Raw genomic sequence first — 24,360 nt, forward strand, 5'->3', positions numbered from 1 at the left:
CGCGCACTGAGGGAACCCCTAACCGGGGACGCCGCAAGCCAAAGCCAACCCCGCGCCGCCGAACGGCAAAACCCTGACCAGCCCGGACCGCGACCCGGCCCGGACCCGCGGCCCAGCACGGGGAGAGGCCCAGCACGGGGAGAGGCCCGGCGCAGAGAGAGGCCCGGCGCGGAGAGAGGCCCGGCGCAGGGAGCGGCTCAGCGCACCGAGGCGATCGCCTGCGGGATCGGCGTGTCACCGGACACCAGCTCCAGGACCCGGCCGATCGCGGCCCGCTCGCGCAGCAGCTCGGCCAGCACGGCGGCCACGTCGTCGCGGGGCACCGTGCCGCGCGGCACCTCCGGCGCGAGCCGCACCTGGCCCGTGCCCGGGTCGTCGGTGAGCCCGCCCGGCCGGACGATCGTCCAGTCGAGCCCGCGGCGGCGCAGGTCCTCCTCGGCCTCGGTCTTGGCCGTGATGTACGCCGTCCAGACCTCGTCGCTTCCCGGCGCGGGCGGCCTGCCCGCGCCCATCGACGAGACCTGCAGGAACCGGCGCACCCCCGCCCGCTCCGCCGCATCGGCGAGCAGCACGGACGCGGCCCGGTCGACGGTGTCCTTGCGGGCCACGCCGCTGCCCGGCCCGGCCCCGGCGGCGAACACGGCCGCGTCGGCGCCGTCGAGGATCGCCGCCAGCTCCTCGGCTCCGGCGCTCTCCAGGTCGCAGACCACGGCCCGGGCCCCGGTGGCCTCGACGTCGGCCACGTGCGCGGGGTTGCGCACCAGGCCGGTGGCGGCGCTCCCGAGCAGCCGCCCAAGCCGGAGCGCGATCTTCCCGTGACCGCCCGCGATGATGATCCTCATCCGCTCATGGTGTCATGGACCCATGAGTGACTTCCCGCAGGCCCCCACCCCGGCGTTCCTGTTCGACCTCGACGGCACCCTGATCGACAGCGTGTACCAGCACGTGATCGCCTGGCGGCAGGCGCTGTCCGGGATGGGCATCGATCTGTCGGTGTGGCGGATCCACCGGCGCATCGGGATGAGCGGCGGGCTGTTCGTCAGCGCACTGCTGCGGGAGACGGGGCTGAAGCTCACCCAGGAGCAGATCGACGAGCTGCAGAACACCCACGCCGACGCCTACACCGAGCAGGTCCACTCCGTCCGCCCGCTGCCCGGCGCCGCCGAGCTGCTGGCGGAGCTGTCCTCGCGCGGCGTGCCGTGGGCGATCGCCACCAGCGGCTACGCCCGTACGGCGCGGCTGGCGCTCGGCATGCTGGGCCTGCCGGAGGACACGCCGATGGTCACCCGCGACCTGGTGCGCCGCGCCAAGCCGGACCCCGACCTGTTCCTGGCGGGTGCGGCGCTGCTCGACGTCGATCCGGCGCATGCGATGGTGGTGGGAGACAGCGTCTGGGACCTGCTCGCCGCGCGCAGGGCGGGCGCGCTCGGGATCGGGCTCCTGTCCGGCGGTTACGGCAGGGACGAGCTTGAGCGTACGGGCGCCTTCCGGGTGTACGCCGACCCGGCGGACATGCTGGACAGGCTGGACGAGCTCGGCGTGCGCGGCGTCGACTGAGCGGTTCCGGCCCGGAGCGATCGGCGTGGCGGGGAATATCCGGTCGAACTGATGAGGCTTGACCGTGCGTATCCCCGATAGAGGAGCTGAAATGGACTTGGCAGACATCGGCGTCACCGGACTGGCGACCATGGGACGCAACCTGGCCCGCAACCTGGCCAGGCACGGCTACGCGGTGGCCGTGCACAACCGTTCCACGAGCCGCACGCAGCAGCTGGTCAAGGAGTTCGGCGGCGAGGGCACGTTCGTCGCCGCCGAGGAGCTCTCCGACTTCGTGGCCTCGCTGAAGCGGCCCCGGCGGGCGATCATCATGGTGAAGGCCGGCGCGGGGACCGACGCGGTGATCGACCAGCTCGCGGAGCTGATGGAGCCCGGCGACATGATCGTCGACGGTGGCAACGCGCACTTCGCCGACACCCGGCGGCGCGAGGCGGCGCTGCGTGAGAAGGGCATCCACTTCGTCGGCACCGGCATCTCCGGCGGCGAGGAGGGCGCGCTCAACGGGCCGAGCATCATGCCGGGCGGCTCCACGGAGTCGTGGGATGCGCTCGGGCCGATCCTGCAGGACATCTCGGCCAAGGTCGACGGCGTGCCGTGCGCGGTGCACGTGGGCCCCGACGGCGCCGGGCACTTCGTCAAGATGGTGCACAACGGCATCGAGTACTCCGACATGCAGCTCATCGCCGAGTCGTACGACCTGCTGCGGCAGGCGCTCGGCGCGACCCCGGCCGAGCTGGCCGCGGTGTTCCGCGAGTGGAACCAGGGCGAGCTGGACTCGTACCTCATCGAGATCACCGCCGAGGTGCTGGAGCAGGTCGACGCGGCCACCGGCAAGCCGTTCGTGGACGTGGTGGTCGACCAGGCCGAGCAGAAGGGCACGGGCCGCTGGACCGTGCAGAGCGCCCTCGACCTGGGCGTGCCGGTCACCGGCATCGCCGAGGCGGTCTTCGCCCGCGCCCTGTCGGGCCACCCCGAGCAGCGCGCCGCCGCCAGGGGCCTGGAAGGGCCGAAGCTGTCGGGCGTCGGCGGGCGCGAGCTGGTCGAGGACGTGCGCCAGGCCCTGTACGCGTCCAAGATCGTCGCGTACGCGCAGGGCTTCGACCAGATGGCCGCCGCCTCCAAGGAGTACGGCTGGGACCTCGACCTGGGCGCGATGGCCACCATCTGGCGGGGCGGGTGCATCATCCGGGCCAAGTTCCTCGACCGGATCCGCTCGGCCTACGACGCCGACCCGGCGCTGCCGACGCTGCTCGCGGACCCGACGTTCGCGGCGGCGCTCAACGTGGCGCAGGACGCCTGGCGGCGGGTGGTCACCACGGCCGTCCGGATCGGCGTGCCGACGCCGGGCTTCTCCTCGGCGCTCGCCTACTACGACGGGCTGCGCCGCGACCGGCTGCCGGCGGCGCTGGTGCAGGGGCTGCGCGACTTCTTCGGCGCGCACACGTACCTCCGGGTGGACCGGGAGGGCGCCTTCCACACGGACTGGTCGGGCGACCGCACCGAGCACCCGGCGTAGCCGTATCGGCTCGGACCTGGCGTAACCGTACGGCGTCGGGCGCGCACCGAGCGCCTGGCGTAACCGTACGGCTCGGACCCGGGCCCCGGACCCGACGTGTCCGGGGGCTCGGGGAGGCTTGGCGGGCCGGGTCTGGCGGGACCCGGCCCGTCGCTGTGCTGCTCCGGCGCCCCGCCGGGTCCCCGCACTGGGGCGCTCAGGCCGCCGAGACGCAGAACGGGTGGCCCTCGGGGTCGGTGAACACCGTCCACTCGTCCTTGCCCGGCTGGAAGTCCGGCACGGACGCGCCCAGGGCGACCAGCTCCGCACGGGCGGCGCCGACATCCGGCACCTGGAAGTCCAGGTGGAGGTGCTTGTCGCCGCCCGGCCAGCCGGGGCCGCCGCCGTATCCGTCCACCCGCTGGAAGGCCAGCGTGACGGGGCCGCCCTCGACGGTGGCGTAGTCGGCGTCGCCCTCGCCGAGCCGCCAGCCGGTGGCCTTGGCGTAGAAGGCCGCGAGCGCGGCCGGGTCGGCGCAGTCGAAAATGATCGTGGAAAGAGTCGTCATGCGGCCCAGCCTGCCGGTCGCCGACGCCACGGTCTTGAACATCCTTGCACCTCTGCAGCACCGCTCCGGGTCTTTCGGTCCGGACGCGCACGCAGGCGGCGGCTGGGATTGTCGTACCCGGGGCATAACGTGCGCGGGGTGCGTACAGGTGTGCGGCTCGGGGGCGGGCCGGGGTTCACGGTCGACGCGGTGACCTGCGTCGACGACCATCGCGGGTGGTCACCGGTCGAGGTGGGGTCCGCGTACCTGCTGGTGCTGGTGCGGCGGGGCCGGTTCCGGCGGATGGCCGGCGGCCGGGGCACGCTGGTGGACCCGACGATGGCGTACCTGGCGCTGCCCGGCGAGGAGGAGCGCTTCGCGCATCCGACGGGCGGCGACGAGTGCACCTCGCTGCGCCTCTCCCCTCGCCTGTGGCGGGTCCTCACCGGTGAGCGTGGGCGGCCGGCCCGTTCGACGGTGTACGTCGACGCCCGCCTCGACCTGGCCCACCGCCGCCTCCTGGCGGCCACGCGGAGCGGCGACCCCGCCTACGAGCTGACCGAGGCCCTGCTGCCGCTGGTGGCCACCGCCGTCAGCCGCACGACCCCTCCCCCGCCCGGCCCCCCGGGCGCCGGATCGGGGCCCGGGGCGCCGGTGGGCACGGTCGTGGAGGCGGCGCGCGAGGCCATCGCCTCCGGCCACGAGGCGGCGGCCGGGCTGCTGTCGCTGGCCGAGTTCCTGGCCGTCTCGCCGTACCGGCTCAGCCGGGCGTTCACCCGCGAGCTGGGCGTCTCCCTCACCCACTACCGCAACCGGGTGCGCGTCGGCCGGGCGCTCGACCGGCTGGAGGCCGGGGAGGAGAGCCTGGCGCGGCTGGCGGCCGACCTGGGCTTCGCCGACCAGGCCCACCTGACGCGCACGGTACGCCACCACGCCGGCCACACCCCCGCCGTCCTGCGCCGCCTCCTGACGCCGCCGCGCGCGGACGATCGGTGGAGAGCCTAGGATGCCCACGTGCACGATCAAGGTGAAGACCCGCGACCCCTCCGCGGCGCGGTGCGTGAGATCCACTCGACGGCCCAGGCCGCCACGCTGGCCTACTCCCCCGACCTCGACGGCCTGGCCGACCCCGGCGAGATCGTCTGGGCGTGGGTGCCGTACGAGGAGGACACGGCGCGGGGCAAGGACCGTCCGCTGCTGGTCGTCGGCCGTACCGGGCGGAGGCTGCTCGGCGTCATGCTGTCCAGCAAGGGCGACGACGGGCCCGACTGGGTGGAGGTCGGCGCCTGGGGCCGTGACGGCAGGGTGTCGCACGCGCGGCTGGACCGGGTGTTCGTGCTGGACGAGGACGACATCAGGCGTGAGGGCGCGGTGCTCGACGTCGACCGCTTCACCCGGGTGGCGGCCCGGCTGATGAAGCTGTACGGCTGGTCCGCGGGCCGATGACACGGCACATCGCGTTCGAGCGGGTGCACAACTTCCGGGATCTGGGCGGCTACCGCACCCGGGACGGTCGCGTGCTGCGCTGGGGCCGGCTCTACCGGGCCGACTCACTGGCCAAGCTCCAGGGCGCCGACTGGGACCGGTTCGTGGAGCTGGGCGTCCGCACGGTGATCGACCTGCGCTACCCGTGGGAGATCGCGGCCAAGGGGCGGGTCCGGCACCTCGACGGGCTCGCCTACCACAACCTCAGCGTCGAGCACCGCCCGTACGACCAGGCGGCGCTCGGCCCGGACGTCGACACGGCCCGCTTCCTGGCCGACCGGTACGCCGAGGTGGCCGACGACGGCGCGGCGGAGCTGCGGCAGGCACTGGAGATCATCGCCGCGGACGACAACGCGCCCCTGGTGTTCCACTGCGCGTCCGGCAAGGACCGCACCGGGCTGCTCGCCGCCCTCGTGCTGACACTGGCGGGAGTGGACGAGGAGACCGTCGTCGCCGACTTCGCCCTCACGGAGCTGGCCTCCGCACGGCTCATCTCGGACTGGCGCGCCGCGCACCCGGACCGGACCCTGGTCTGGCCCGGCTACGGGCGGGCGCCGGGCGACATCATGAGGTTCTTCCTGGCGGACCTGGCCGCCGCGCACGGCTCCGTCGAGGGGTACGCCGCGGAGCGCCTGGGGGTCGGAGGCGACCTGGTGGAGGCGCTGCGCGGGCACCTGCTGGAGCCGTGACCCGGGCGGCGCGCCCCGGAGGATCCCGAGCGGCACCTGTGACGCCGGTCAGGTGATGCGGAAGTTGGCCATCATCATCATGTCCTCGTGTTCGAGGTTGTGGCAGTGGAAGACGTACTTGCCGCGGTAGGAGTCGAACCGGAGCAGGACCTCGGCCTGGTCGCCGCTGGCCAGGTCGACGGTGTCCTTCCAGCCGGTGGCGTAGGGGCCGGGGTCCAGCACCTGGAAGGGCGCGAGGTGGATGTGGACGGGGTGCGCCACGTTCTGCGCGCGCAGCTTCCACCGCTCCACCGTGCCGAGCCTGGGGGTGGCCGCGATGTGGTCGGGGCTGAACGCCCGGCCGTTGACCGTCCACAGGCTCATGCCGTGCCGTTCCGCGCCGCCACGCTGGAAGGTGAAGGTCCGCTCCACGACGGCCTCTGACGGCGACAGCGGCCGGAAGTCGGTCAGCTTGGCCGGGACGCGGCTGTCGTCAGCCGCCCTGCGAGCCACCACGAAGCGCATGACGTGGGCGGTGCCGTCCTCGCCGAGCCGGTTCGTCAGCGTCACCGCCTGCCCGACCGGATAAGCGGAGAAGTCGACCACCACGTCGAACCGCTCCGCCTGGGCGATCTGCAGCTCGGCGTGCGCGACAGGCGCGCCGAGCAGGCCCAGGTCGCTGCCGATCTGGACGAACGACACTCCGCGGGGCGGCGGCGGATCGAGCGCGAGCCGGTAGCGGCGGGCGTTGGAGGCGTTGAGGACGCGGAAGCGGTAGCGGGTGGCGGTGACCTCCATGACCGGCCACGGCGCCCCGTTCACCAGCACGCAGTCCCCCAGCACGCCGCTGATGAAGTCGCTGTGCAGGTCCGGGTAGATCATCGAGCCGTCCTCGGCGAAGGAGCGGTCGGCGATCATGAGGGGGACGTCCCGCTCGCCCTTCGGCAGCGGGAGCGCTTCTTCCTCGTCGTCGTGCACGAGGTGGAAGCCGGCGAGTCCCTGGTAGACCTGCCGTCCGGTGTGGTCCATCCGGTGGTCGTGGTACCACAGGGTGGCCGCGGGCTGGTCGAGCGGATACACGTACTCGTGGACGGCTCCGGGGCTGACGAGGTCGGTGGGGTAGCCGTCGTGCTCGGCGGGGGTCCTGCCGCCGTGCAGGTGCACGACGACGGGCTCAGGCAGCTCGTTGCGGTGGCGCACGACGGTCTTGCGGCCGCGTCTGGACACGATCGTGGGGCCGGGGAAGATCCCGTTGTACCCCCACACCTGTGTGCGCAGGCCGGGCAGGATCTCCGCCTGGCCGACGCGTTGGGTGATCTCGTACACGTCGGTGCCGGAGGGGCGCAGCACCGGCGGGATCGGCAACGGCACGGTGAACGGCTCCGGCAGCCGGGCCGTGCTGCGGAGCAGGCTGCCGGCGCTGGACTGGGTCTCCACGTTGGCGCCGCCGGTGGACCCGCCGCCGTTCGTGGACCCGCTGCAGCCCGCCAGGGGCGCCATGACCAGGCCGCTCGCGGCGGTCCGCAGGAAACGCCGCCGGGACAGGCTCACGACTTGCTCCTCCGCGCGTTGTCGATCAGAACCGCGGCGACCGCACCCACCACGGCCAGGATCTGCGGGCCGAATCCGATGATGAACGTCCACGGTGCTCGTACCGTGCCGTTGCTCACGACCAGCCTCGCCAGTACCTCGCTGAACAGGACGAATCCCACGGCCAGCCCGGCGAAGAGGCCGAGAATGGCCACCCCGAGTGTTCTCATGCCGCCGAACGCTAGATCGCCGCGGCGGGCGCGGGAATCGGCTGGAGGCGACAGCGGGTGTCAACATCGGGGGACTACGGGGCCGTCGGCCGGCCTGGCTATCCTCGGGACGTGCATCCGGACAACCGTCAGCGGCTCGGCGACGCGGCACTGGGCATGGCCGTGTCAGCCGTCGTGGCCGTGGCCGTCGCGATGGATCTCGGCGGCACGCGCAGTCCCGACCTGGTGGCATACGTGTTCGCGGCCGGGCTGGGCGCGCTCATGCTCGTACGGCGGCGCTTCCCCGTGCTGGCGCTGTCCGCGACCGCGGTCGGCCTGATCGCCTACCACGCCGCCGGTTACCCGCCGATCGGGCTGGCCCTGCCGGTGGCGGCAGCCCTCTACTCCGCGGCCGAGGCGGGCAGCCTCGTGGTCGCCGCGACGGTCGCGGCGGCCCTCGTGCTGGTGAGCACCACGTTCCGGCTGCGCGACGGCGAGGACCCGGAATACCTGCTGGGGTTCGAGCTGTCGTCCACGATCGGGCTGATGGTGGCCGCGATCGCGCTCGGCGCGGCCGTACGGGCGACCCGGCTGTTGCGTGCCGAGCAGCGCCGCACGATCGCGCGGGCCGCGGCGGAGCGCGAGCGTGAGGCCCGGCGGCGCGTGGAGGAGGAGCGGCTGCGGATCGCGCGGGACCTGCACGATGTGCTCGGCCACACGATCGCGGTGATCTCCGTCCAGGCTGACGTGGCCAGGGAGACCCTCGACGAGGATCCGGCCACGGCCCGCTCGGCGCTGACGATCATCCGGCGGGCCGGCGACGACGCCATACGCGAGCTGCGCGGCACCCTCGGGCTGCTCAGGGACGCCGAGCAGGGCGACGGCCGCGCGCCCACGGCCAGCCTGCGCCACCTGGACGCGCTGGTGGCGGCGACCACCGGCAGAGGGTTGACGGTGCAGCTCAGCACCGAGGGTGAGCCGGTGTCCCTGCCCGTGGTCGTGGACGCGACTGCCTGCCGGATCGTGCAGGAGTCGCTGACCAACTGCCTGCGGCACGCCCGGGCCACCAAGGCGGAGGTCCGCCTGGGCTACGAACGCGACCGGCTCGCCATCACCGTCGCCGACGACGGGCGCGGCGCCGACCTGCCTCGCGAGCCGGCCGGGCGCGGGCTGGCCGGAATGCGGGAGCGGGCCGCCCTGCTGGGCGGCCACGTGGCGGTGAGCTCGCGCCCCGGCGCCGGGTTCCGCGTCGAGGCGTCGCTTCCGCTGGAGGCGCCGCTTCCGCTGGAGGCGCCGCGATGATCCGGCTCGCGCTGGTCGACGACCAGGAGCTGATACGCGCGGGGCTGCGGGTGCTGCTGGAGCGGGCCCCGGACATCACCGTCGTCGGCGAGGCCGCTGACGGCACGGCGGGATACGCGCTGGCGGTCGCGGAGCAGCCTGACGTCGTGCTCATGGACATTCGCATGCCGGGGGCCGACGGGATCGAGGCGACTCGGCGCATCGTGGCCGACGAGCGGCTGCGTGAGGTGCGGGTCGTCGTGCTCACCACCTTCGACACCGACGAGTATCTTTTCGACGCCATCCACGCGGGCTCGTCGGGGTTCCTGCTGAAGAACTCCGCCCCGGACGAGCTGCGTGCGGCGGTACGCACGGTGGCGGGCGGCGAGGCGCTGCTGTCGCCCTCGGTCACCCGGCGCGTGCTGGCGGCCGTCGCCCACCGGCATCCTGCGCCTCGCGGGAATCTGCCGGCAGCGCTCACCGAGCGCGAGCGGGAACTGCTCGCCGAGATCGCCGCCGGGCGCTCCAACGACGAGATCTCCCGGCGCCTGTTCCTCAGCCCGGCCACCACCCGCACGTATGTCAGCCGGCTGCTGACCAAGCTCGGGGCACGTGATCGCGCCCAGCTCGTCCATCTCGCGTACGAGAGCGGCCTGGTCCAGCCGGGCGAAGGCGACGGCTCCCTGGTGGCCGGCCCACCGCCGCGCTCCGGGCCATAGGCCGGCCCGACGCCGGCGCGGCGGGCTGTCGACGCCGGTGGCGCGGCTCCCACAACCTCAGCGTCGAGCGCCGCCCGTACGACCAGGCGGCGCTCGGCCCGGACGTCGGCACAGCCCGTCTGCCCGGGGTCACTTCTCTCCCACGACACCCGTCCGGGGCGCCGTGACGGGCCTGGTCCTGACGCGTTCCAGCGCGTGTGCCGTCGTGGCGAAGGCGAGCGCGAGGGCCACCAGCGCCGCGCTCACCCAGAGCGGCGAGCGGTAGCCCAGCCCGGCGCCGATCGTGACCCCGCCGAGCCAGGGGCCGGCGGCGGCGCCCACGTTGAAGGCCGCCGTGGCGAAGCTCCCGGCCAGCGTCGGCGCTCCCGGGGCCGCGTACAGGACCTGGGACACCAGGGTGGAGCCGACAGCGAACGACAGGGCTCCCAGCGTGAAGACCAGCACCGGCACGGCCGCCGGCCGGTCGGCGGCCGCCGCGAACACCGCCCACCCCACGACCAGCGCCGCCCCGCCGGCCGTCAGGAGGAGCCGGGGACGGCTGTCGGCCAGCCGCCCGCTGACGGTGACACCGGCGAACGAGCCGAGCCCGAACAGCGCCAGCAGGCCGGGCATCCACGCGGGCGCGATCCCGCTGACGGTGGTGGCCAGCGGGGCGAGGTACGTGAACGTGCAGAACGTGGCGCCGTTGACCAGCGCGGCCAGCAGGAGGAGCACCAGGGGCCGGGGGTCGCGCAGCGCCCGCGCCTCACGACCCGCACCGCCGCCCGCCCCGGCCACGCCCGTTTCCGTACGGGCCTGATCGGCCTCCGTACGGGCCGGAACGGCCTCCGTACGGGCCGGAGCGACCTGCGTACGGCCCGGAGCTGCCGGGATGGAGCGCAGGACGGCGATGACGGCGGGCGCCGACAGCAGGGCGACGGCCCAGAACGCCGACCGCCACCCCCACAGCTGCCCCAGCAGCGCCCCGGCCGGGACGCCGGCGACGCAGGCCAGGGTGACCCCGCCGAGGAGGATGGACGTGGCCCGGCCCTTGGCGGCCGATGGCGCCAGGGCGGCGGCGGTGGCCACGGCCACCGCGAGGAACCCGGCGTTGGCCACGGCCCCCGCGAACCGGGTCACCAGCAGCACCTCGAAGCCGGTGGTGACCGCGCCGAGCACGTGGAGGAGCAGGAACGAGACCAGGAACGCCAGCAGCGCGCGGCGGCGCGGCCAGCGCAGGCTGAGAACGGCCATCAGGGGCGCGCCAACGATCATCCCGGCGGCGAACGCCGAGGTGAGCGCTCCGGCGGCCGGGACGGACACGTTCATGTCGGACGCGATGTCCGGGACGAGTCCGGACAGCATGAACTCGGACGTGCCCATGGCGAACACCGCCAGTCCGAGCAGGTAAAGGGCGAAAGGCACGGCGAAACTCCGCAACGATGTCTTGTGACCGATTCGTCAGGTGAGCTGAGGCGGGCCGGCCGCGTTCGACGAGAGCCGTCAGGTCGGCACGTCCGGCACAGGGGTGCCCGGGCGTGCCGAGGCGGCAGTCGGGTGATGTCGTGGTTCGAGGCGGACGCGGCCCGCGCTACGGCGATCCGGTGGCGACGGCGGCCACGGCGAAGAAACCCTCGGGCCGCATCGGGCGGGAGGGGCGCCGGGCAACGTCGGAAGAGGCCACCGGACTACCGGCGGCTAGCGTCTTGACGCCTCGGGGCTGGACATGAGGCCACACCCTAGTGACGCCCTGCCAGAGGTGTCCACCCGTTTCGGAGGTCCGCGCCTTGCACGCCATTCAGATCATCGGTATATATCAACCGCATGACTGAAAGATCGATGCAGGAGCCGACGTTCCTCATCCTGACCGCGCTGGCCGCCGGGCCGCAGCACGGGTACGGCGTCATCACCGACATCCTGCGGATATCCGACGACCGTGTACGGCTGCGCGCCGGCACCCTCTACGCGGCGCTCGACCGGCTGCAGGGTGAAGGCCTGGTGGAGGCAGGCGGCGAAGAGGTCGTCGACGGCCGCGCCCGGCGCTACTACCGCCTCACGTCGGCGGGCGCGACGCGCCTGGCGGGCGAGGCCGAGCGGCTGCGCCGTCATGCCGACACCGCCGTCTCGCGGCTCGGCGCCCGGCTGGGTGTGCCCGCGCGTCCGGCGGCCGCTCCGGGAGGCGCGGCGTGACCCCGCTGGAGCGCCGTTACCGCAGGCTGCTGGCGTGGTACCCGAACGAGCACCGCGCCGTGCACGAGGACGAGATGCTCGCCGTCCTGCTCGCGGCGACGGAGCCGGGGCGTGACCGGCCGTCCGCCCGGGACACGCTCGACGTGCTGCGCGGCGCCCTCGTGATCCGGCTGCGGCGCCCGCTGCCGCCCGAGTCCCTGCGGCTCTGGCGGACCGCCATGGACCTCGCCGCGTTCATCGCGCCGCTCGCGTCGCTGGCCGGCCGGCTCTTCGAGTCCGCGATCCTGGCCGGCCGCGGGTACTCCGGGCCGGCCCTGCTCACGCTCACCTTCGCTCTGCCGTACGTGCTGGTCGTGCACCTGGTCTGTCTCGGACGCCGGAAGGCGGCCGCCGCCTGCCTGTGGGCCTGGGCCGCGCTGGGCGCGGCGCTCCTCGTCCCCACGGTCCTCAGCCTCGCGCCCGCCCACGTGGTGCTGGTGGAAGTGGGCGGTGTCGCGCTGGGCGTCCTTCCCGCCTGCGTGTGCGCCGTGATGCTCACCTTCGCGCCTTCGCCGGGGGCCGGCTCCCTGGGCGTGCCGCGGCTGCTGGGCTGGGCGGCTGGGGCGCTGGCGATCGCCGTGGTGGGCGTCCAGACCTCCCCGTCGTCGTCCCTGCGGCCGCCCGCCGCCGTCGCGCTGGCCTTCGCGCTGCTCGCGCTGCGCTCCCCCGTCGGGCGCCGCGCACTGATCGCGCTGGTCCCGATCGCGTGCCTGTTCCTGCTGCCTCCCCTGACTCTGGGTCCGGTGACCGCGGCGGCGCTGGCCGCGATCACCGGGATCCCACTGGCCGTCACCCTGTGGCTGGCCCGCGCTCCACGGCTCGGCGGATCCCCCTCCTAGAGGGGATGCCCTCGTGTCACCCCTGGATGAGGGCCAGGGCACGACGGGCGGCGTGCTGGTACCGCTCGTCGGCCCAGGCGTCCCAGGACGTCACGCGGGCCCGGCCGTTCGCGACGAGCTCCAGCTGCGGTACGGCGGGCTCGGCCGCGGGGCCCATCATGCCCAGGGCCTCGACCGCGCGCAGCTCGGAGGCCGGTCCCAGGTAGCCGGCGGTGGGCAGCGGCCTCACGGTGATGGCCTTCAGCAGCGGCTCGACCAGCCCGCCGCTCTCGCCGGTGATCGCCCACAGCGCCCGCGCCGGCGCCACCTGGCCGGCCCGCCCGCCGCGGTCGGCGTCGTGGAGCTGCTCGCGCAGGACCGGAACCGCGATCCCGGCGGCGGGGCCGAGCTGTTCGAGCAGCGGCGCGATGTCGTCCGCCGCATGAGGGCCGAGGCGGGTGAGGTGCTCGGTGAGCAGGGTCGCCGCCTGCCCGGCCTGCTCCGGCTCGCCGGTGATCCGCCATGCCGCCCAGGCCGCCACGTGCCGGGACTGCTCGTCGTCGAGCAGGGCCAGCACCCGCGGCAGGACCTCGACCGCCGCCGGGCCGACCGCCCCGAACAGCGGCAACGCGACCGAAAGGTATCTGTCGGGGACCCGGGCGGCGATCGCCGGCACCACCGGCGCCGCGGCCGCTCCCCACGAGACCAGCGCCTCCATGCACTCCACACCCTGCATGCCGCCGCCACCTCGTGACGAAGGGCCGAGCAGAGATCGCAGGGCCGGGGTCAGGGCGGGCGCGTGCGCCACCATGGCGGGGATCATGGCGGAGACGTCGAGATGCTTGACGTGGCCGTACTCGTCGAGGAGGGCTGCGACGAGCCAGGGCACGCAGCGGCCGTCACCGAGCCTGGCGAGGCCCTCCACTGCGGGAGCGGCCACCTCCGGCCACGGCTCGGCGGGGTCGCCGGTCAGCATCCCGGCCAGCAGGTCGGCCTGCGCCGCAGCGGCCCGCCCGGACTCGGCGATCACCCGGACCGCGTACGCGAGCGAGTGCTGCCGGCCGGGTTCGCGCCTGGGTGGTCGCGAAGGTACGTCCGCCATGAGGTCCCGCGCGGTGTCGGCGAGCATCGGCAGCAGGTCCGCCGGCGACGCCCTCCAAGAGGCGATCGCCTGCTGCGCGGCGAGGAGGGCGCCTCCCGTTTCGCCCTGCTCCGGGCGGCTCAGCAGCTCCCGGGCCAGGGCGCGATGCCAGCGCTCGGCACGCAGGAGAGCCGAGCCGAGGGGCGTCATGCCGTCGCCGTGCCAGGGGATGCGGTGGCAGACCCTCCTCCGGTCGGCCTCCGCGTCGGCCAGCAGCGTGATCACCGCTTCGCCCGGCGGTGCCGCTTCGGGTTCGGCCAGTGCCAGCCCCGCGGCCGCGGCCGCGCGTACGTCACGCTGGGCGGCGCCGGCGGCGAGCAGCCCGGCGAACCGGTCCGCGTGCTCGGCCGCCGCCAGCCATGCCACAGCCAGCACGCAGGCCACCGCTCCGGTGTCACCCGCCCGCCGCAGGGCTTTCTCGGCTCGCGCCCGTAAGGCCGGGACGCTGGTCGGCGCGGCCTCAGGCAGGCAGGCCAGCAGCCGCGCCGCCTCCACCACGACCTTCGGCGCGACGTCGTCCAGCAGCAGCACCAGCGCGTCGGCGCGCTCGACCATGGCCGCACGCGCCAGCGCCGCGTGATCGGGCTCGGGCCCGGCATCGAGATCCCGGAACGGGTCACGGTGGGGGGGCGCTGAGCGCGATGTCCGTCATGAGGTCCAGGACCAGCCCCCGGTGCGGTTGGCCGGCGACCCCGGCCGCCTCCACCAGGTACGGCACCAGGCAGGGCGCCGCGCCGACGACCTCGCGGGGCTGGAAGGTGGGGAAAAGGCCGTGCCGCAGCCGCCGCACCGGTGACTCCGCGCGCCTGCCCGGCGGCGCCGCCGCGATCTCACGCAACAGGCCCGGCACCGGACCCGTCCCACCGAACCCGAGCCGCTTCCACGGCACTTCCTCCACGCCGTCGAACACCACATCACCCTCTCTACGCCTCCCTCCTATGATCATCGGCTCTTGGCGGGGTCGCGGTAGGTCACGACCTTGTCGCCGGAGGCAGCCGCGGGGCTCGCACGCTGGGTGCCGTGCTGGCCGGTGGGGCCGCGGCGGAGCGTTCCGGTCGCCTGGCCGGGCCGTTCGCGCGGTTGGCCGGGGGGCGGGCGCCGGGTGGTTGTTCGGGGTGGGCTGGAATCATGGCGGCATGCGGGTCGTAGTGATCGGAAGCGGGATCGTCGGGGCGAGCGCGGCCTACCACCTGAGCCGTCGCGGAGCGGACGTCATCGTGGTGGACGCGGCGCTGGAAGGGCAGGCCACGGCGGCCGGCGCGGGGATCGTGTGCCCGTGGGTGGACCACCCGGGCGACGACGCCTGGTACGCCCTGGCCCGCGAGGGCGCGCGGCACTACCCCGAGCTGGTGGAGGCGCTGGGCGAGGACATCGGGTACGAGCGGGTGGGGGCGCTGCTGGTCGCCGAGGATCCGGCGGAGCTTGAGCCGGTACGGGCACTGCTCGAGCGCCGCCGGGCCGGTGCGCCCGAGATGGGCGAGGTGACCGTGGTGCCGGACCCGTCGCGGCTGTTTCCGCCGCTGGCGGCCGGGTTGAGCGCGCTGCACGTGCCGGGCGCGGCCCGCGTCGACGGCCGTGCCGTACGGGACGCGCTGCTGCGCGCGGCGGTCCGGCAGGGGGCCGAGGTCCGCACCGGCACGGCCACGCTGACGGCGGAGGGCGAGGTGCTGCTGATCTCGAGGGCTGAGGCGTTGGTTTCGGGGGCTGAGGCGTCGTCCCATGACGTCGCGGGCCTCCACGCGGACTGTCTCCGGGAAGGGCGGCCCGCGGAGGGTGGCGCGTTCCCGGATGATGGCGCGTTCGCGGAGGGTGGCGCGTCCACGGGCTCGGGGATGGGCATGCCGGGGCGGGTGGAGGCGGACGGCGGCGGGTCGTGGCGGCAGGCCGCGCCTCTCTCCGGCGATCGCCCCGCGACCGGCTCCGGCGATCGACCGGCGGTCGGCTCCGGTGATCGCCCCGCGACCGGCCGTGAGGTCCGTGGTCGGGAGGCCCGTGGCCTGGAGGGCCGTGGCCGGGAGGCCGGCGGTGGGGAGGGCCGGCGTGGGGAGAGGGTTGCGGCCGATGTGGTGGTCGTGGCGGCGGGGGCGTGGACCGGGATGGTGTGCGCGCCGCTCGGGCTGGAGGTGCCCGTGTTCCCGAGGCGGGGGCAGATCGTGCACGCGACCCTCGACGGCGCCGACACGGCCGGGTGGCCGATGGTGCTCCCCCACAACGGCCCCTACCTGCTGGGGTTCCCGGGCTCGCGGGTGGTCGTGGGGGCGACGGTCGAGGATGTGGGGTTCGCGCCGCACGTCACGATGGGCGGGCTGGACGAGGTGCTGCGCGCCGGGCTCCGCCTCGCGCCCGGGCTGGCCGGGGCGGCGATGACGGAAGTGCGGGTGGGGCTGCGTCCGGTGCACGCGGGCGGGCCGCCGCTCGTGTGCCGCGCCGGCGAGCGGGTGGTGGTGGCCACGGGGTTGAGCGCGTACGGCCTGACGGCGGGGCCGTACGCGGGACGCCTCGCCGCGGACCTCGCGCTGGGCGAGCGCCCGCCGCTGGACCTGTCGCCGTACCGTCTCCCCTCCTGACCGCACCTGCACCACATACCTGACCTCACTGACACTTCCGACCGCACTGACGCTTCCTGGCCTCACCGACGCTTCCTGGAGGTACGGGGCTAGACGGACGATCTACGCGATTGGGACATGACCTTGTGGCCGGAGTCCCGGGGCGGGGCCACCGCCCGGCATACGATCGACACCTCCCCACCGTGATCGAGTGGGGAGGCGCGGTGCGTCCGTCGACGGTGCTGATCGTGGTCCTGGTCGCCGGGGGATGCGTGGCGGTGCCCCTCGTGGCCACCGGGCTCATGGATCTTCCCTCCATCGCCGGGAAGCGCGCCGCGTCGGCGGGTCCGGCCGCCGGGCCCCCTGAGCCCGCGGGCTCCGACCAGGCCAAGACCCCGAACGAGGCCACGGCTCCGGGCCAGGCAAAGCCCCCAGGCCAGGCAAAGCCCCCGGGCCACGTCAAGGGCCAGCACCGGGTCAAGGTCGCGAACATGGTCAAGGTGCCGTACGCGGCGTCCGGGCGGTACGACGTCGTCGGGGGCGGAGCGCCCGCGCGGTCGGGTGGCGGCGGGGTGGTGCGGTACCTCGTCGAGGTGGAGCGGGGGCTTCCGTTCGACGCCCACCGGTTCGCCGCCGAGGTGCACCGCACCCTCAATGACCCGCGCGGCTGGGCGCGGTTCCAGCGGGTGGACGGCGGCCCGGTGCGGGTGCGCGTGGCCCTGTCCAGCCCCTCCCTGACCGACCGGCAGTGCCTGCCGTTGCGCACCGGCGGCGACCTGTCCTGCTGGAACGGTTCCCGTTCCGTCATCAACGCCCGCCGCTGGGCGTACGGCGTGCCGCAGTACCGAGGGGACCTGGACGCCTACCGCCGGTACGTGATCAGCCATGAGGTGGGGCACGCTATGGGCCACGGCCACAGCTCGTGCCCGGGACCGGGGCGGCTCGCACCGGTCATGGTGCAGCAGTCGAAGACGCTGGACGGCTGCCGGCCCAACCCCTGGCCTCATCCAGCCAGGGAGCCCTCCCGAGCCGAAGAGCCGTCCCCGGCCGAAGCGCCGTCCGCCTCCGGAGGGCCCTCGCTTTCCAAGGAGCCGCGCCCAGCCCGAGATCGCCGCTAGTGCGGCGCCGTATCCCCCGGCCTGGCCCCCACGGTGACATGGGAAGATCCACAGGGGTGCGGCGCGGCTCTCGCGGCCTCGCCGGGCCCGGGGCACGAGCAACCGCTCGCGGGGGGTGCGGCCGGCAGCGGGACGGCGACCGGTAGGTTCGTCCGGCCGACGGTGGTCGCCGCCCTGGTGATGTGTCCGGCCTCGCCGCGCGCCGCGAGCGTCAACGGCGCCGACCACGTCATCGACGGCGGAGCGATCAAGACGGTCTGAATCTATCGCGATATATCGCCGTAATCGGGAACAGCACGGGCGCCCCGAGCGGTTGAGCAGGACGGAACATACTTCCAGGGGAGAGTGAACGAATGGCGGCACTGCGGACGGCACGACGGATCCTCATGGGCGGGGCGGCCCTGGCCGCGGCGGGGTGGGCCCTGCGCGACGTACCCGCGGAACTGGGCGTGCGGCCCCTGAGGTCGGGACCTGGGCGGGCCGAGCGGATCAGGCGCTCGCCGCAGTTCAGGGACGGCGCGTTCGTCAACACCATGCCCGAGGCGACGGAGGTGCTGAACGCGCCGCCGGCGAACATGCTGGGCGAGCTGGCCAAGGACCGCGACCAGCGCCGGCCGGCCGGGCCCGTGCCGCTGCGCGTCCCGCCCGCGGGCGAGGCGCCGCCGGACGGTGTGCGCGCGATCTGGTACGGCCACGCCTCCACGCTGGTGGAGATCGAGGGGCGTCGGGTGCTGTTCGACCCGGTGTGGAGCCGGCGCCCCTCCCCCTCGCAGCTCGTCGGGCCGAAGCGGCACCACCCGGTGCCGGTGCCGCTCGCGAGCCTGCCGCTGGTGGACGCCATCGCGATCTCGCACGACCACTACGACCACCTCGACATGGCGACGGTCCGCACGCTGACGGCCACGCAGAAGGCGCCGTTCCTGGTGCCGCTGGGCATCGGCGCGCACCTGGAGCGCTGGGGCGTGCCCGCGTACCGGATCATCGAGCTCGACTGGGAGGAGGAGGCCGAGGTGGCGGGGCTGCGCTTCGTCGCGACGGCCGCCCGCCACTTCTCCGGGCGCACGCTCGCCCGCAACGACACGTTGTGGGGCTCGTGGGTGGTGGCCGGGCCGACCCGCCGGGTCTTCTACGCGGGCGACTCCGGCTACTTCGAGGGCTACCGCGGCATCGGGTCGGCGCACGGGCCGTTCGACCTGACCCTCATGCCGATCGGCGCCTACAGCCCCGCCTGGCCGGACATCCACATGAACCCCGAGGAGGCGGTCAACGCCCACCTCGACCTCGGCGGCCGGGTGCTGCTGCCGGTCCACTGGGCGACGTTCACGCTGGCGCTGCACCCGTGGGCGGAGCCGGTGGAGCGGCTGTGGCGGGAGGCCAAGGCGCGCGACGTGTCGATCGTGGTGCCGCGGCCCGGCGAGGCCGTGGATCCGGGCGCGGCCCCGGCCGTGGACGGCTGGTGGGAGACCCTGGCCTGATCGCACGAGCCCGGAGATCCCGCCGTACAGTCACTGCATGAGCAACCTGGAGCGGGACCCCGGCGAGATGGTCCGGTGCGGCGCGGCGGACGGCGTCTCGACCGAGCTGCTCCCCGGCAGAGAGGTGCCGCTGGGCGGGCCACGCGCGATGCGCGTGAGCAGGACCCTGCCCGGCGTGCACCGCCGGATGGTCGGCGCGTGGTGCTTCGTCGACGCCTACGGGCCCGAGGTGGCCACGATGCGCGTGCCGCCGCACCCGCACACCGGGCTGCAGACCGTGAGCTGGCTGCTGTCGGGTGAGGTGCTGCACCGTGACAGCGTGGGCAGCCGCCAGGTGGTACGCCCGGGGCAGCTCAACCTGATGACCGCCGGGCGCGGCATCTCCCACTCGGAGGAGTCGGGCGAGGAGCTGCTGCACGGGGTGCAGCTCTGGGTGGCACTGCCCGGCGAGGCCCGGGGCATGGAGCCGGGGTTCGAGCACCACGCGGAGCTGCCGCGGGTGTCCGGGCCGGGCTTCGGCGCGACGGTCGTCATGGGGTCGTTCGCCGGGGAGAGGTCGCCGGCGACGGCCCTCACGCCGCTGGCCGGGGCCGAGGTCACCATGTCGGGGGCGGCCGAGCTGCCGCTCGACCGGGGGTTCGAGCACGGGCTGCTGCTGCTCGACGGCGAGGTGGAGCCGCTGGAACGGGGGCCGCTGCTGTACGTGCCGCCGGGCCGTACGAGCCTGGCCCTGCGCGGGGAGGGGCGGGTCCTGGTGATCGGCGGCGAGCCGTTCCCCGAGGAGATCGTGATGTGGTGGAACTTCGTGGGGCGCGACCACGACGAGATCGTCGCGTTCCGCAAGGAGTGGATGGACGGCGAGGGGTTCGGGACGGTGGCGGGGTTCGACGGCGACCCGCTGCCCGCGCCCGTCCTGCCCGGCACGCGGTTGCGGCCCCGCGGCCGCAGCCGATGAGCTCACCCCCGGGCGTGGGAGCAGATCACGTCCATGTTCTCGCCGTCCGGAGGTCCGCGCCGAGGCGCCGGTGAAAGCCCGGCTCCGCGGCGCCCGGCTAGTAGACCGAGATGTGCGGGTGGTCGTAGTGGTTGGCGGTGGTGCCGCCGCGGTTGGACATCATCCGCCAGGTTCCCGTACGGGCGTGCCAGATCCGCTGCCGGTAGATGATGTACATGATCCCCAGCCGCCGGGAGTTCTTGATCGCCCAGGCGGCGATCTCGTTGCCGCGCGCCACCTCGGCGGCCGTCGGCATGGCGCCGCCGCGGCTCAGCATGAAGTCGCACGCCCGTCCGAGCGGGTGCTCGCCGCCGTCCTGGATGGTCCGGTAGCAGCCGATCCCGAACGGCACGTCGAAGCGCTCCTCGACGAGGGTCTTGACCAGGCGCATCCGGGGTGTGATGTGGTCGGGCCCCTCGGGGAGCTGCGGCACCCAGGTGCCGTCCGAGCGGCGCACCCCCGGCGCCTGGTAGAGCTGGTCGATCTTGTCCTTGATCCTGTCGATCTGCTTCTGCGCCTTCTCCTTGCTCCCGGCCAGGTCCTCGATCTGGTCGGCCAGCTCGGCGGTGCGGGCGGCGGCCTCGGCCTCGGCGGCGGCGCGCTCGTCCCTGACCCGGGCGAATCCGCTCAACCTGGCGTGCTGCCGGTCGGCGAGGTGGCGGGTGAGCGCGAGCCGGCCCAGCAGCGCGCCCGGGTCCACGCTGGAGATCAGCTCCTGCTCGCTGGGAACGGCGCCGGTGTACTGGGCGACGGCCATCGCGCGCAGCTCCGACGACTCCCGGTCGAACACCTCCTGGGCCGCGGCGAGCCGCGCCTTGGCGGCCTTCTCCGCCTTCTCGGCCTTCTCGTGGGCGATGCGGCCGTTGTAGTAGTCGGTGATGAGCCGGTCGGACTCCTTCTGGAGCGCGGCGAGCTCCTTCTTGAGCTGCTTGACCGTGGGTTTCGGCGCGGCCTGCGCCGGGCGGGCGAGGGGCTCCGCGTGTGAGGCCCGTGGTGCCGGCTCCGCCTGCGCCGGCTGGCCCGTCATGGTCCACGACAGGGTCAGGACCAGCGCCAGGGGGAGGTGGAGGGTTCTGAGCGGGCCGCGCCGCCGGTCGGCGGGGGACGCAACCGCCACGCTTCTCCTTCGGCCGTGCCGCAGGGCGGAGCCGGCCGAAATTCGTGACGGTCCGGCGAACGCCCTCTTACCGAGGGTAGATATTAGGGGATCACACCACTACGCCGGGAATCGCCGCGTTCGCGACGGGTGACACGGCTGGGTGCGCGACGGGTGAGACAGCGACTTGAGCGGGGGCGGCTTGAGCGGGGGCCGCCTGCGCGGGGGCCGCCTGCGCGGGGACGGCTCGCGCGGTGGCGCAGGGGGCTCCGTCGGCGGCGCGGCCGTTCCAGATGGCGAGGGCCGCCGCCAGGGCGGCCACGGTGGCGAGCAGGAGCCCGCCCGCGACCGCCCGCCTGGCCGTGGGACTCAGCGCGGCCTGGAACGGGTCGCGCTGCCGCCGGGGGATGGGGGCCGGTGGCGCGGGGGCGTCATGGTGGCCGGACGAGCGGGGGGACGCGTCTCCATCCTGCCCCGCCAGGACTGGCCCTCTCGGGTCGCGTGCGCCGGTCGAACCGCATCGGCCTTTCATGTCGCATGTGCCCTTGACGTGGTCCGGCCCCGTCACGTCGCGTTCCGTCACGATGGCGGCGCACCTCCCGACCCGACATCCCATCCTTTTATGCGATAAAGATCCTGATGTCGGGACGTTACCTCTCAGTGACGCGGCGTGTCCAGGCATGGACCTGCCGCACCCGGAACCTCGACATGATGGGCATTTCCCCTTGCGCGAACGGCCGAGTGCTGCCTCACGCGGCCCGGGTGGCGGCTGTGAGGAGGCGGCGCACGTTGGAGGCGGCCGTACGGCCCGCACGGTTGGCGCCGATCGTGCTGGCCGACGGGCCGTAGCCGACGAGCTGGAGCCGGGGCTCGGCCACCACCTGGGTGCCGTCCACCGCGATCCCGCCTCCCGGCTCGCGCAGCCGGAGCGGCGCCAGGTGGTTCAGGGCGGAGCGGAACCCGGTGGCCCAGACGACGGCGTCGGCCTCCTCCTCGGTGCCGTCGGCCCACGCGACGCCGTGCGGGGTGAGCCGGGCGAACATCGGCAGCCGTTCCAGCGCGCCCTTCTCCAGCGCCTCGCGGACGACCGTGGAGTAGCCGAGGCCGGTCACGCTGACCACGCTCTGCGGCGGCAGCCCCGCGCGTACCCGCTGCTCGACCTGGGCGACCGCCTCCCGGCGGGCGTCCTCGCCGAAGTCGTCGTCCCGGAACAGCGGCGGGCGGCGGGTCACCCACAGCGTGCCCGCCGCGACGCCGGCCAGCTCGGACAGCACGTGCGCGGCGGAGCTGCCGCCGCCCACCACGACCACCCGCAGGCCCCGGAACTCCTCAGGCCCCCGGTAGCCGGCGTAGTGGAGCTGCCTGCCCCGGAAGTCGCGGGCGCCCGGATAGTACGGCCAGTGGGGGCGGGTCCAGGTGCCGGTGGCGTTGACGACGGCGCGCGCGGCCCACTCCCCCGCGCCGGAGGCGACGGTCAGCCGGTCGCCCGGACCGCGCGTGACGGCGCTCACCTCGACCGGGCGGAGCACGCGCAGGCCGAGGCCGCGCTCGTAGGACTCGTAGTAGGCGGGCACCACGGCGGCGGCCGGGCGGTCGCCGCCGGCCGTCCGGTCGCGCCTGCTGCCGGGCAGGTCGAACACGCCGTGGACCTTGTCCATGGTCAGCGTCGGCGACCGGTGCCGCCACGCCCCGCCGGGCCCCTCGGCGGCGTCCAGGACCAGGGGGTCCAGGCCGAAGCGGCGCAGGAAGTACGCGCTGGACAGTCCCGCCTGCCCGGCGCCGATGACCACGACGTCGATCTCCTCCACGCCCCTTGCAACCACGCGCCCCCGCCGGCTCTTCCCCCATGCTCAGGGACACAACGCTCAGGGACACAACGCTCAGGGACACAACGCGCTCAGGGACGCGGCGGGTCAGGCGCTCACCGGGTCAGGGCAGCCGGGCCGGGCCGGCAGGTCCGGCGTCGGCGGGCCACCGCCCCCCCTCGGGGACGTCGCCGGAGTGCGGATGGGGTGCCGTCATCGTGATTCCTGTCCGTACGGGGGGCGTGGGGCGGTCGCCGAGGCGAGGAAGCGTTCGTACGCGGCGTCGTAGGCGGTCGCGAGGGCCGGGTCGCGGGGCAGGGGCTCGCGGGGCAGGATCGGGACGTCGTCGAGGGAGCCGCCGGCCTGCCCGGCGATGAGGGCGGCGCCCGCGCACACCGCGTCGCCCGCCGGCACCATCTCCACCGGCGGGGCGGACACGGCCGCCTTGACCCGCATCCACAGCGGGACCCTGACCTGCCCGCCGAACACGGTCAGCCGCCGGACCTCCGTCCCCGCCAGCGCGGTGAGCTCGGCCAGCGTCCAGCGGGTGTGCAGACAGGTGCCCTCGATCGCGGCGGCCAGCAGGTCGCCGGGCCCGTGGCCGGCGTCCAGCCCCGACAGCGTCAGGCGCCGGCCGGGGTCAGGGGCCGGCGCGGCGCGCCCCCGCAGGTACGGCTCGGCGATGACGCCCGTGGGCAGCGCCACGCCCTCCAGCAGGCCGGGCAGCGCGGCGTACCGGTCGCCGGCGGTGGCGGAGGGCAGGAGGAGGGCGAGGAGCCAGTCGAGCAGCGCGCCGCTGCTGGACAGGCCGCCGACCAGCATGACATGCCGGCCGTCGAGGGACGGGTCCGCCGTGATCCCGAGGTCGAGGGCCGCCCGGGGGTCCGGCGGAGCGGCGGCCGGGACCATGACAGCCTCGGCCGTGCCCAGCGAGTCGCCCGCGTCGCCCGGGCGGCGGACGCCGGCGGCCCAGCAGCCCACCGCGTGGTCGTGGCCGGCGATCACCACCGGCGTCCCGGCCGTCACCCCGTCGAGGCCGACCACCGCGCCGCCGACCGGCTCCACGGCGTGCGCCGGCGGCGGCAGCCGGTCGGGGTCGAGGCCGGCGAGCGCGAGCAGGCCGGCGTCGTACGCGCCCTTCGCCGGGTCGTAGGCGAGGGTGCGGGCGGCGAGCGTCTCGTGGGTGCGCAGCGCGCCGGTGAGCGCGTGGGCGACGGCGTCGGGCACGCCGGCCCACCAGCGCATGCCGTCCAGTACGGCCGGCTCGTGGCGGCGCAACCACAGCCACTTGGCCAGCGGCGTCTTGGCGGTGGCGCGGTGCCCGGTGACGTCGAACAGCGCCACCTCGTCACGGGCCAGCTCGGCGGCCTCCTCGGCGCCCCGGGGGTCGGTCCACCAGATGAGCGGGGTGAGGGGGCGGCCACCGGCGTCGAGCGGCACGCCGGTCTCGGCCATGCCGGTGACGCCGATGGCCTCGGGCGGGCGTCCGGCGCGGTCGGCGCACCGGCGCAGGCCCCCGGCCACGGCCGCCACCAGGCCGGGCAGGTCGCGCGGGGTCGGCCGCCGGTCCTCGGCCAGGCACCGGCCGGTGTCGTCGTGGAAGGCGACCTTGACGTGCGTCGTCCCGACGTCCACACCCGCCAGCGTCCGCATGGCCGGGAGCCTACG

At 74.7% G+C, this 24,360-nt stretch carries 24 protein-coding genes; 13 read left to right on the top strand and 11 right to left on the bottom strand.

The genetic code is table 11. The features are described from left to right. Window positions 1-197: 197 nt before the first annotated feature. Window positions 198-842, bottom strand: coding sequence for an SDR family oxidoreductase (locus AB0H64_RS18530; protein WP_357625643.1), 645 nt, complete (start codon window positions 840-842; stop codon window positions 198-200). A gap of 22 nt (window positions 843-864) precedes the next feature. On the opposite strand from AB0H64_RS18530, the gene AB0H64_RS18535 reads away from it, so the two are divergent. Further along, window positions 865-1,557 (top strand): HAD family hydrolase, encoded by a 693-nt coding sequence (locus AB0H64_RS18535; RefSeq protein WP_357625646.1) that lies wholly within the window; start codon window positions 865-867, stop codon window positions 1,555-1,557. Between the two features lie 91 nt (window positions 1,558-1,648). Beyond that, complete coding sequence (gene gndA / locus AB0H64_RS18540; RefSeq protein ID WP_357625649.1) at window positions 1,649-3,073, top strand: NADP-dependent phosphogluconate dehydrogenase; 1,425 nt, start codon at window positions 1,649-1,651, stop codon at window positions 3,071-3,073. 196 nt (window positions 3,074-3,269) lie between these two features. Here the strand turns inward: gndA and AB0H64_RS18545 are convergent, their stop codons facing one another. After that, window positions 3,270-3,662, bottom strand: a complete 393-nt coding sequence (locus tag AB0H64_RS18545; protein WP_357625652.1) for a VOC family protein — start codon at window positions 3,660-3,662, stop codon at window positions 3,270-3,272. A gap of 96 nt (window positions 3,663-3,758) precedes the next feature. Here AB0H64_RS18545 and AB0H64_RS18550 point away from each other — a divergent pair, with 96 nt between their 5' ends. The 3 genes from AB0H64_RS18550 to AB0H64_RS18560 are packed head-to-tail and all read left to right on the top strand — an operon-like array spanning window position 3,759 to window position 5,773. Further along, on the top strand, window positions 3,759-4,604 hold the full coding sequence (locus AB0H64_RS18550; RefSeq protein WP_357625654.1) for an AraC family transcriptional regulator: 846 nt from the start codon (window positions 3,759-3,761) through the stop codon (window positions 4,602-4,604). A 9-nt stretch (window positions 4,605-4,613) separates the two neighbouring features. After that, window positions 4,614-5,045: a type II toxin-antitoxin system PemK/MazF family toxin gene (locus AB0H64_RS18555; protein ID WP_357625657.1), complete on the top strand. Its 432-nt coding sequence runs from the start codon at window positions 4,614-4,616 to the stop codon at window positions 5,043-5,045. Continuing rightward, a complete protein-coding gene (locus AB0H64_RS18560; protein ID WP_357625660.1) occupies window positions 5,042-5,773 on the top strand; it encodes a tyrosine-protein phosphatase in 732 nt (243 codons plus the stop codon). The genes AB0H64_RS18555 and AB0H64_RS18560 overlap by 4 nt, the downstream gene beginning before the upstream one ends. 48 nt (window positions 5,774-5,821) lie before the next feature. On the opposite strand, the gene AB0H64_RS18565 is transcribed toward AB0H64_RS18560, so the two are convergent. Both AB0H64_RS18565 and AB0H64_RS18570 read right to left on the bottom strand, forming a co-directional pair. Next, entirely contained in the window at window positions 5,822-7,303 is a 1,482-nt protein-coding gene (locus AB0H64_RS18565) for a multicopper oxidase domain-containing protein (protein WP_357625663.1), read from the bottom strand. Then, complete coding sequence (locus AB0H64_RS18570) at window positions 7,300-7,512, bottom strand: DUF5957 family protein (RefSeq protein ID WP_357625666.1); 213 nt, start codon at window positions 7,510-7,512, stop codon at window positions 7,300-7,302. The genes AB0H64_RS18565 and AB0H64_RS18570 overlap by 4 nt, the downstream gene beginning before the upstream one ends. A gap of 111 nt (window positions 7,513-7,623) precedes the next feature. On the opposite strand from AB0H64_RS18570, the gene AB0H64_RS18575 reads away from it, so the two are divergent. Both AB0H64_RS18575 and AB0H64_RS18580 read left to right on the top strand, forming a co-directional pair. Continuing rightward, window positions 7,624-8,793 (top strand): sensor histidine kinase, encoded by a 1,170-nt coding sequence (locus tag AB0H64_RS18575; protein WP_357625669.1) that lies wholly within the window; start codon window positions 7,624-7,626, stop codon window positions 8,791-8,793. Beyond that, the gene (locus tag AB0H64_RS18580; protein WP_357625671.1) at window positions 8,790-9,491 is read left to right on the top strand and encodes a response regulator transcription factor; all 702 of its coding nucleotides are present in this window, start codon (window positions 8,790-8,792) and stop codon (window positions 9,489-9,491) included. The genes AB0H64_RS18575 and AB0H64_RS18580 overlap by 4 nt, the downstream gene beginning before the upstream one ends. Window positions 9,492-9,620: 129 nt before the next feature. Here the strand turns inward: AB0H64_RS18580 and AB0H64_RS18585 are convergent, their stop codons facing one another. After that, window positions 9,621-10,895 carry an MFS transporter gene (locus AB0H64_RS18585; RefSeq protein WP_357625674.1) on the bottom strand — a complete coding sequence of 425 codons (1,275 nt, stop codon included), beginning with the start codon at window positions 10,893-10,895 and terminating at the stop codon, window positions 9,621-9,623. Window positions 10,896-11,294: 399 nt separating this feature from the next. On the opposite strand from AB0H64_RS18585, the gene AB0H64_RS18590 reads away from it, so the two are divergent. Together AB0H64_RS18590 and AB0H64_RS18595 are read left to right on the top strand one after the other, a co-directional pair. Beyond that, window positions 11,295-11,660, top strand: coding sequence for a helix-turn-helix transcriptional regulator (locus AB0H64_RS18590; RefSeq protein ID WP_357625677.1), 366 nt, complete (start codon window positions 11,295-11,297; stop codon window positions 11,658-11,660). Next, entirely contained in the window at window positions 11,657-12,538 is an 882-nt protein-coding gene (locus AB0H64_RS18595; protein WP_357625680.1) for a hypothetical protein, read from the top strand. Before AB0H64_RS18590 ends, AB0H64_RS18595 begins: the two co-directional genes overlap by 4 nt. A 16-nt stretch (window positions 12,539-12,554) precedes the next feature. On the opposite strand, the gene AB0H64_RS18600 is transcribed toward AB0H64_RS18595, so the two are convergent. After that, window positions 12,555-14,213 (bottom strand): hypothetical protein, encoded by a 1,659-nt coding sequence (locus AB0H64_RS18600; RefSeq protein WP_357625683.1) that lies wholly within the window; start codon window positions 14,211-14,213, stop codon window positions 12,555-12,557. 61 nt (window positions 14,214-14,274) lie between these two features. Beyond that, window positions 14,275-14,568: a hypothetical protein gene (locus tag AB0H64_RS18605; RefSeq protein WP_357625685.1), complete on the bottom strand. Its 294-nt coding sequence runs from the start codon at window positions 14,566-14,568 to the stop codon at window positions 14,275-14,277. A gap of 226 nt (window positions 14,569-14,794) precedes the next feature. Here AB0H64_RS18605 and AB0H64_RS18610 point away from each other — a divergent pair, with 226 nt between their 5' ends. The 4 genes from AB0H64_RS18610 to AB0H64_RS18625 all read left to right on the top strand — a co-directional run bounded on the left by AB0H64_RS18610 (window position 14,795) and on the right by AB0H64_RS18625 (window position 19,752). Beyond that, on the top strand, window positions 14,795-16,225 hold the full coding sequence (locus tag AB0H64_RS18610; RefSeq protein ID WP_357625687.1) for an FAD-dependent oxidoreductase: 1,431 nt from the start codon (window positions 14,795-14,797) through the stop codon (window positions 16,223-16,225). 203 nt (window positions 16,226-16,428) lie between these two features. Further along, window positions 16,429-17,322 carry a DUF3152 domain-containing protein gene (locus tag AB0H64_RS18615; protein WP_357625690.1) on the top strand — a complete coding sequence of 298 codons (894 nt, stop codon included), beginning with the start codon at window positions 16,429-16,431 and terminating at the stop codon, window positions 17,320-17,322. 353 nt (window positions 17,323-17,675) lie between these two features. Continuing rightward, window positions 17,676-18,797, top strand: a complete 1,122-nt coding sequence (locus tag AB0H64_RS18620; RefSeq protein WP_357625692.1) for an MBL fold metallo-hydrolase — start codon at window positions 17,676-17,678, stop codon at window positions 18,795-18,797. Window positions 18,798-18,834: 37 nt separating this feature from the next. Then, the gene (locus AB0H64_RS18625; RefSeq protein WP_357625695.1) at window positions 18,835-19,752 is read left to right on the top strand and encodes a pirin family protein; all 918 of its coding nucleotides are present in this window, start codon (window positions 18,835-18,837) and stop codon (window positions 19,750-19,752) included. Between the two features lie 97 nt (window positions 19,753-19,849). Here the strand turns inward: AB0H64_RS18625 and AB0H64_RS18630 are convergent, their stop codons facing one another. From AB0H64_RS18630 to AB0H64_RS18645, 4 genes are all read right to left on the bottom strand, one after another. Beyond that, window positions 19,850-20,908, bottom strand: a complete 1,059-nt coding sequence (locus AB0H64_RS18630) for a hypothetical protein (protein WP_357625697.1) — start codon at window positions 20,906-20,908, stop codon at window positions 19,850-19,852. A gap of 91 nt (window positions 20,909-20,999) precedes the next feature. Further along, a complete protein-coding gene (locus AB0H64_RS18635) occupies window positions 21,000-21,470 on the bottom strand; it encodes a hypothetical protein (RefSeq protein WP_357625700.1) in 471 nt (156 codons plus the stop codon). A 166-nt stretch (window positions 21,471-21,636) separates the two neighbouring features. Beyond that, complete coding sequence (locus AB0H64_RS18640) at window positions 21,637-22,695, bottom strand: FAD-dependent oxidoreductase (RefSeq protein ID WP_357625702.1); 1,059 nt, start codon at window positions 22,693-22,695, stop codon at window positions 21,637-21,639. 210 nt (window positions 22,696-22,905) lie between these two features. Then, complete coding sequence (locus tag AB0H64_RS18645) at window positions 22,906-24,345, bottom strand: FGGY family carbohydrate kinase (RefSeq protein ID WP_357625704.1); 1,440 nt, start codon at window positions 24,343-24,345, stop codon at window positions 22,906-22,908. Between the last annotated feature and the right edge of the window lie 15 nt (window positions 24,346-24,360).

The organism is Nonomuraea sp. NPDC050733 (assembly GCF_040654215.1).
In the GTDB taxonomy this organism is placed as follows: domain Bacteria; phylum Actinomycetota; class Actinomycetes; order Streptosporangiales; family Streptosporangiaceae; genus Nonomuraea.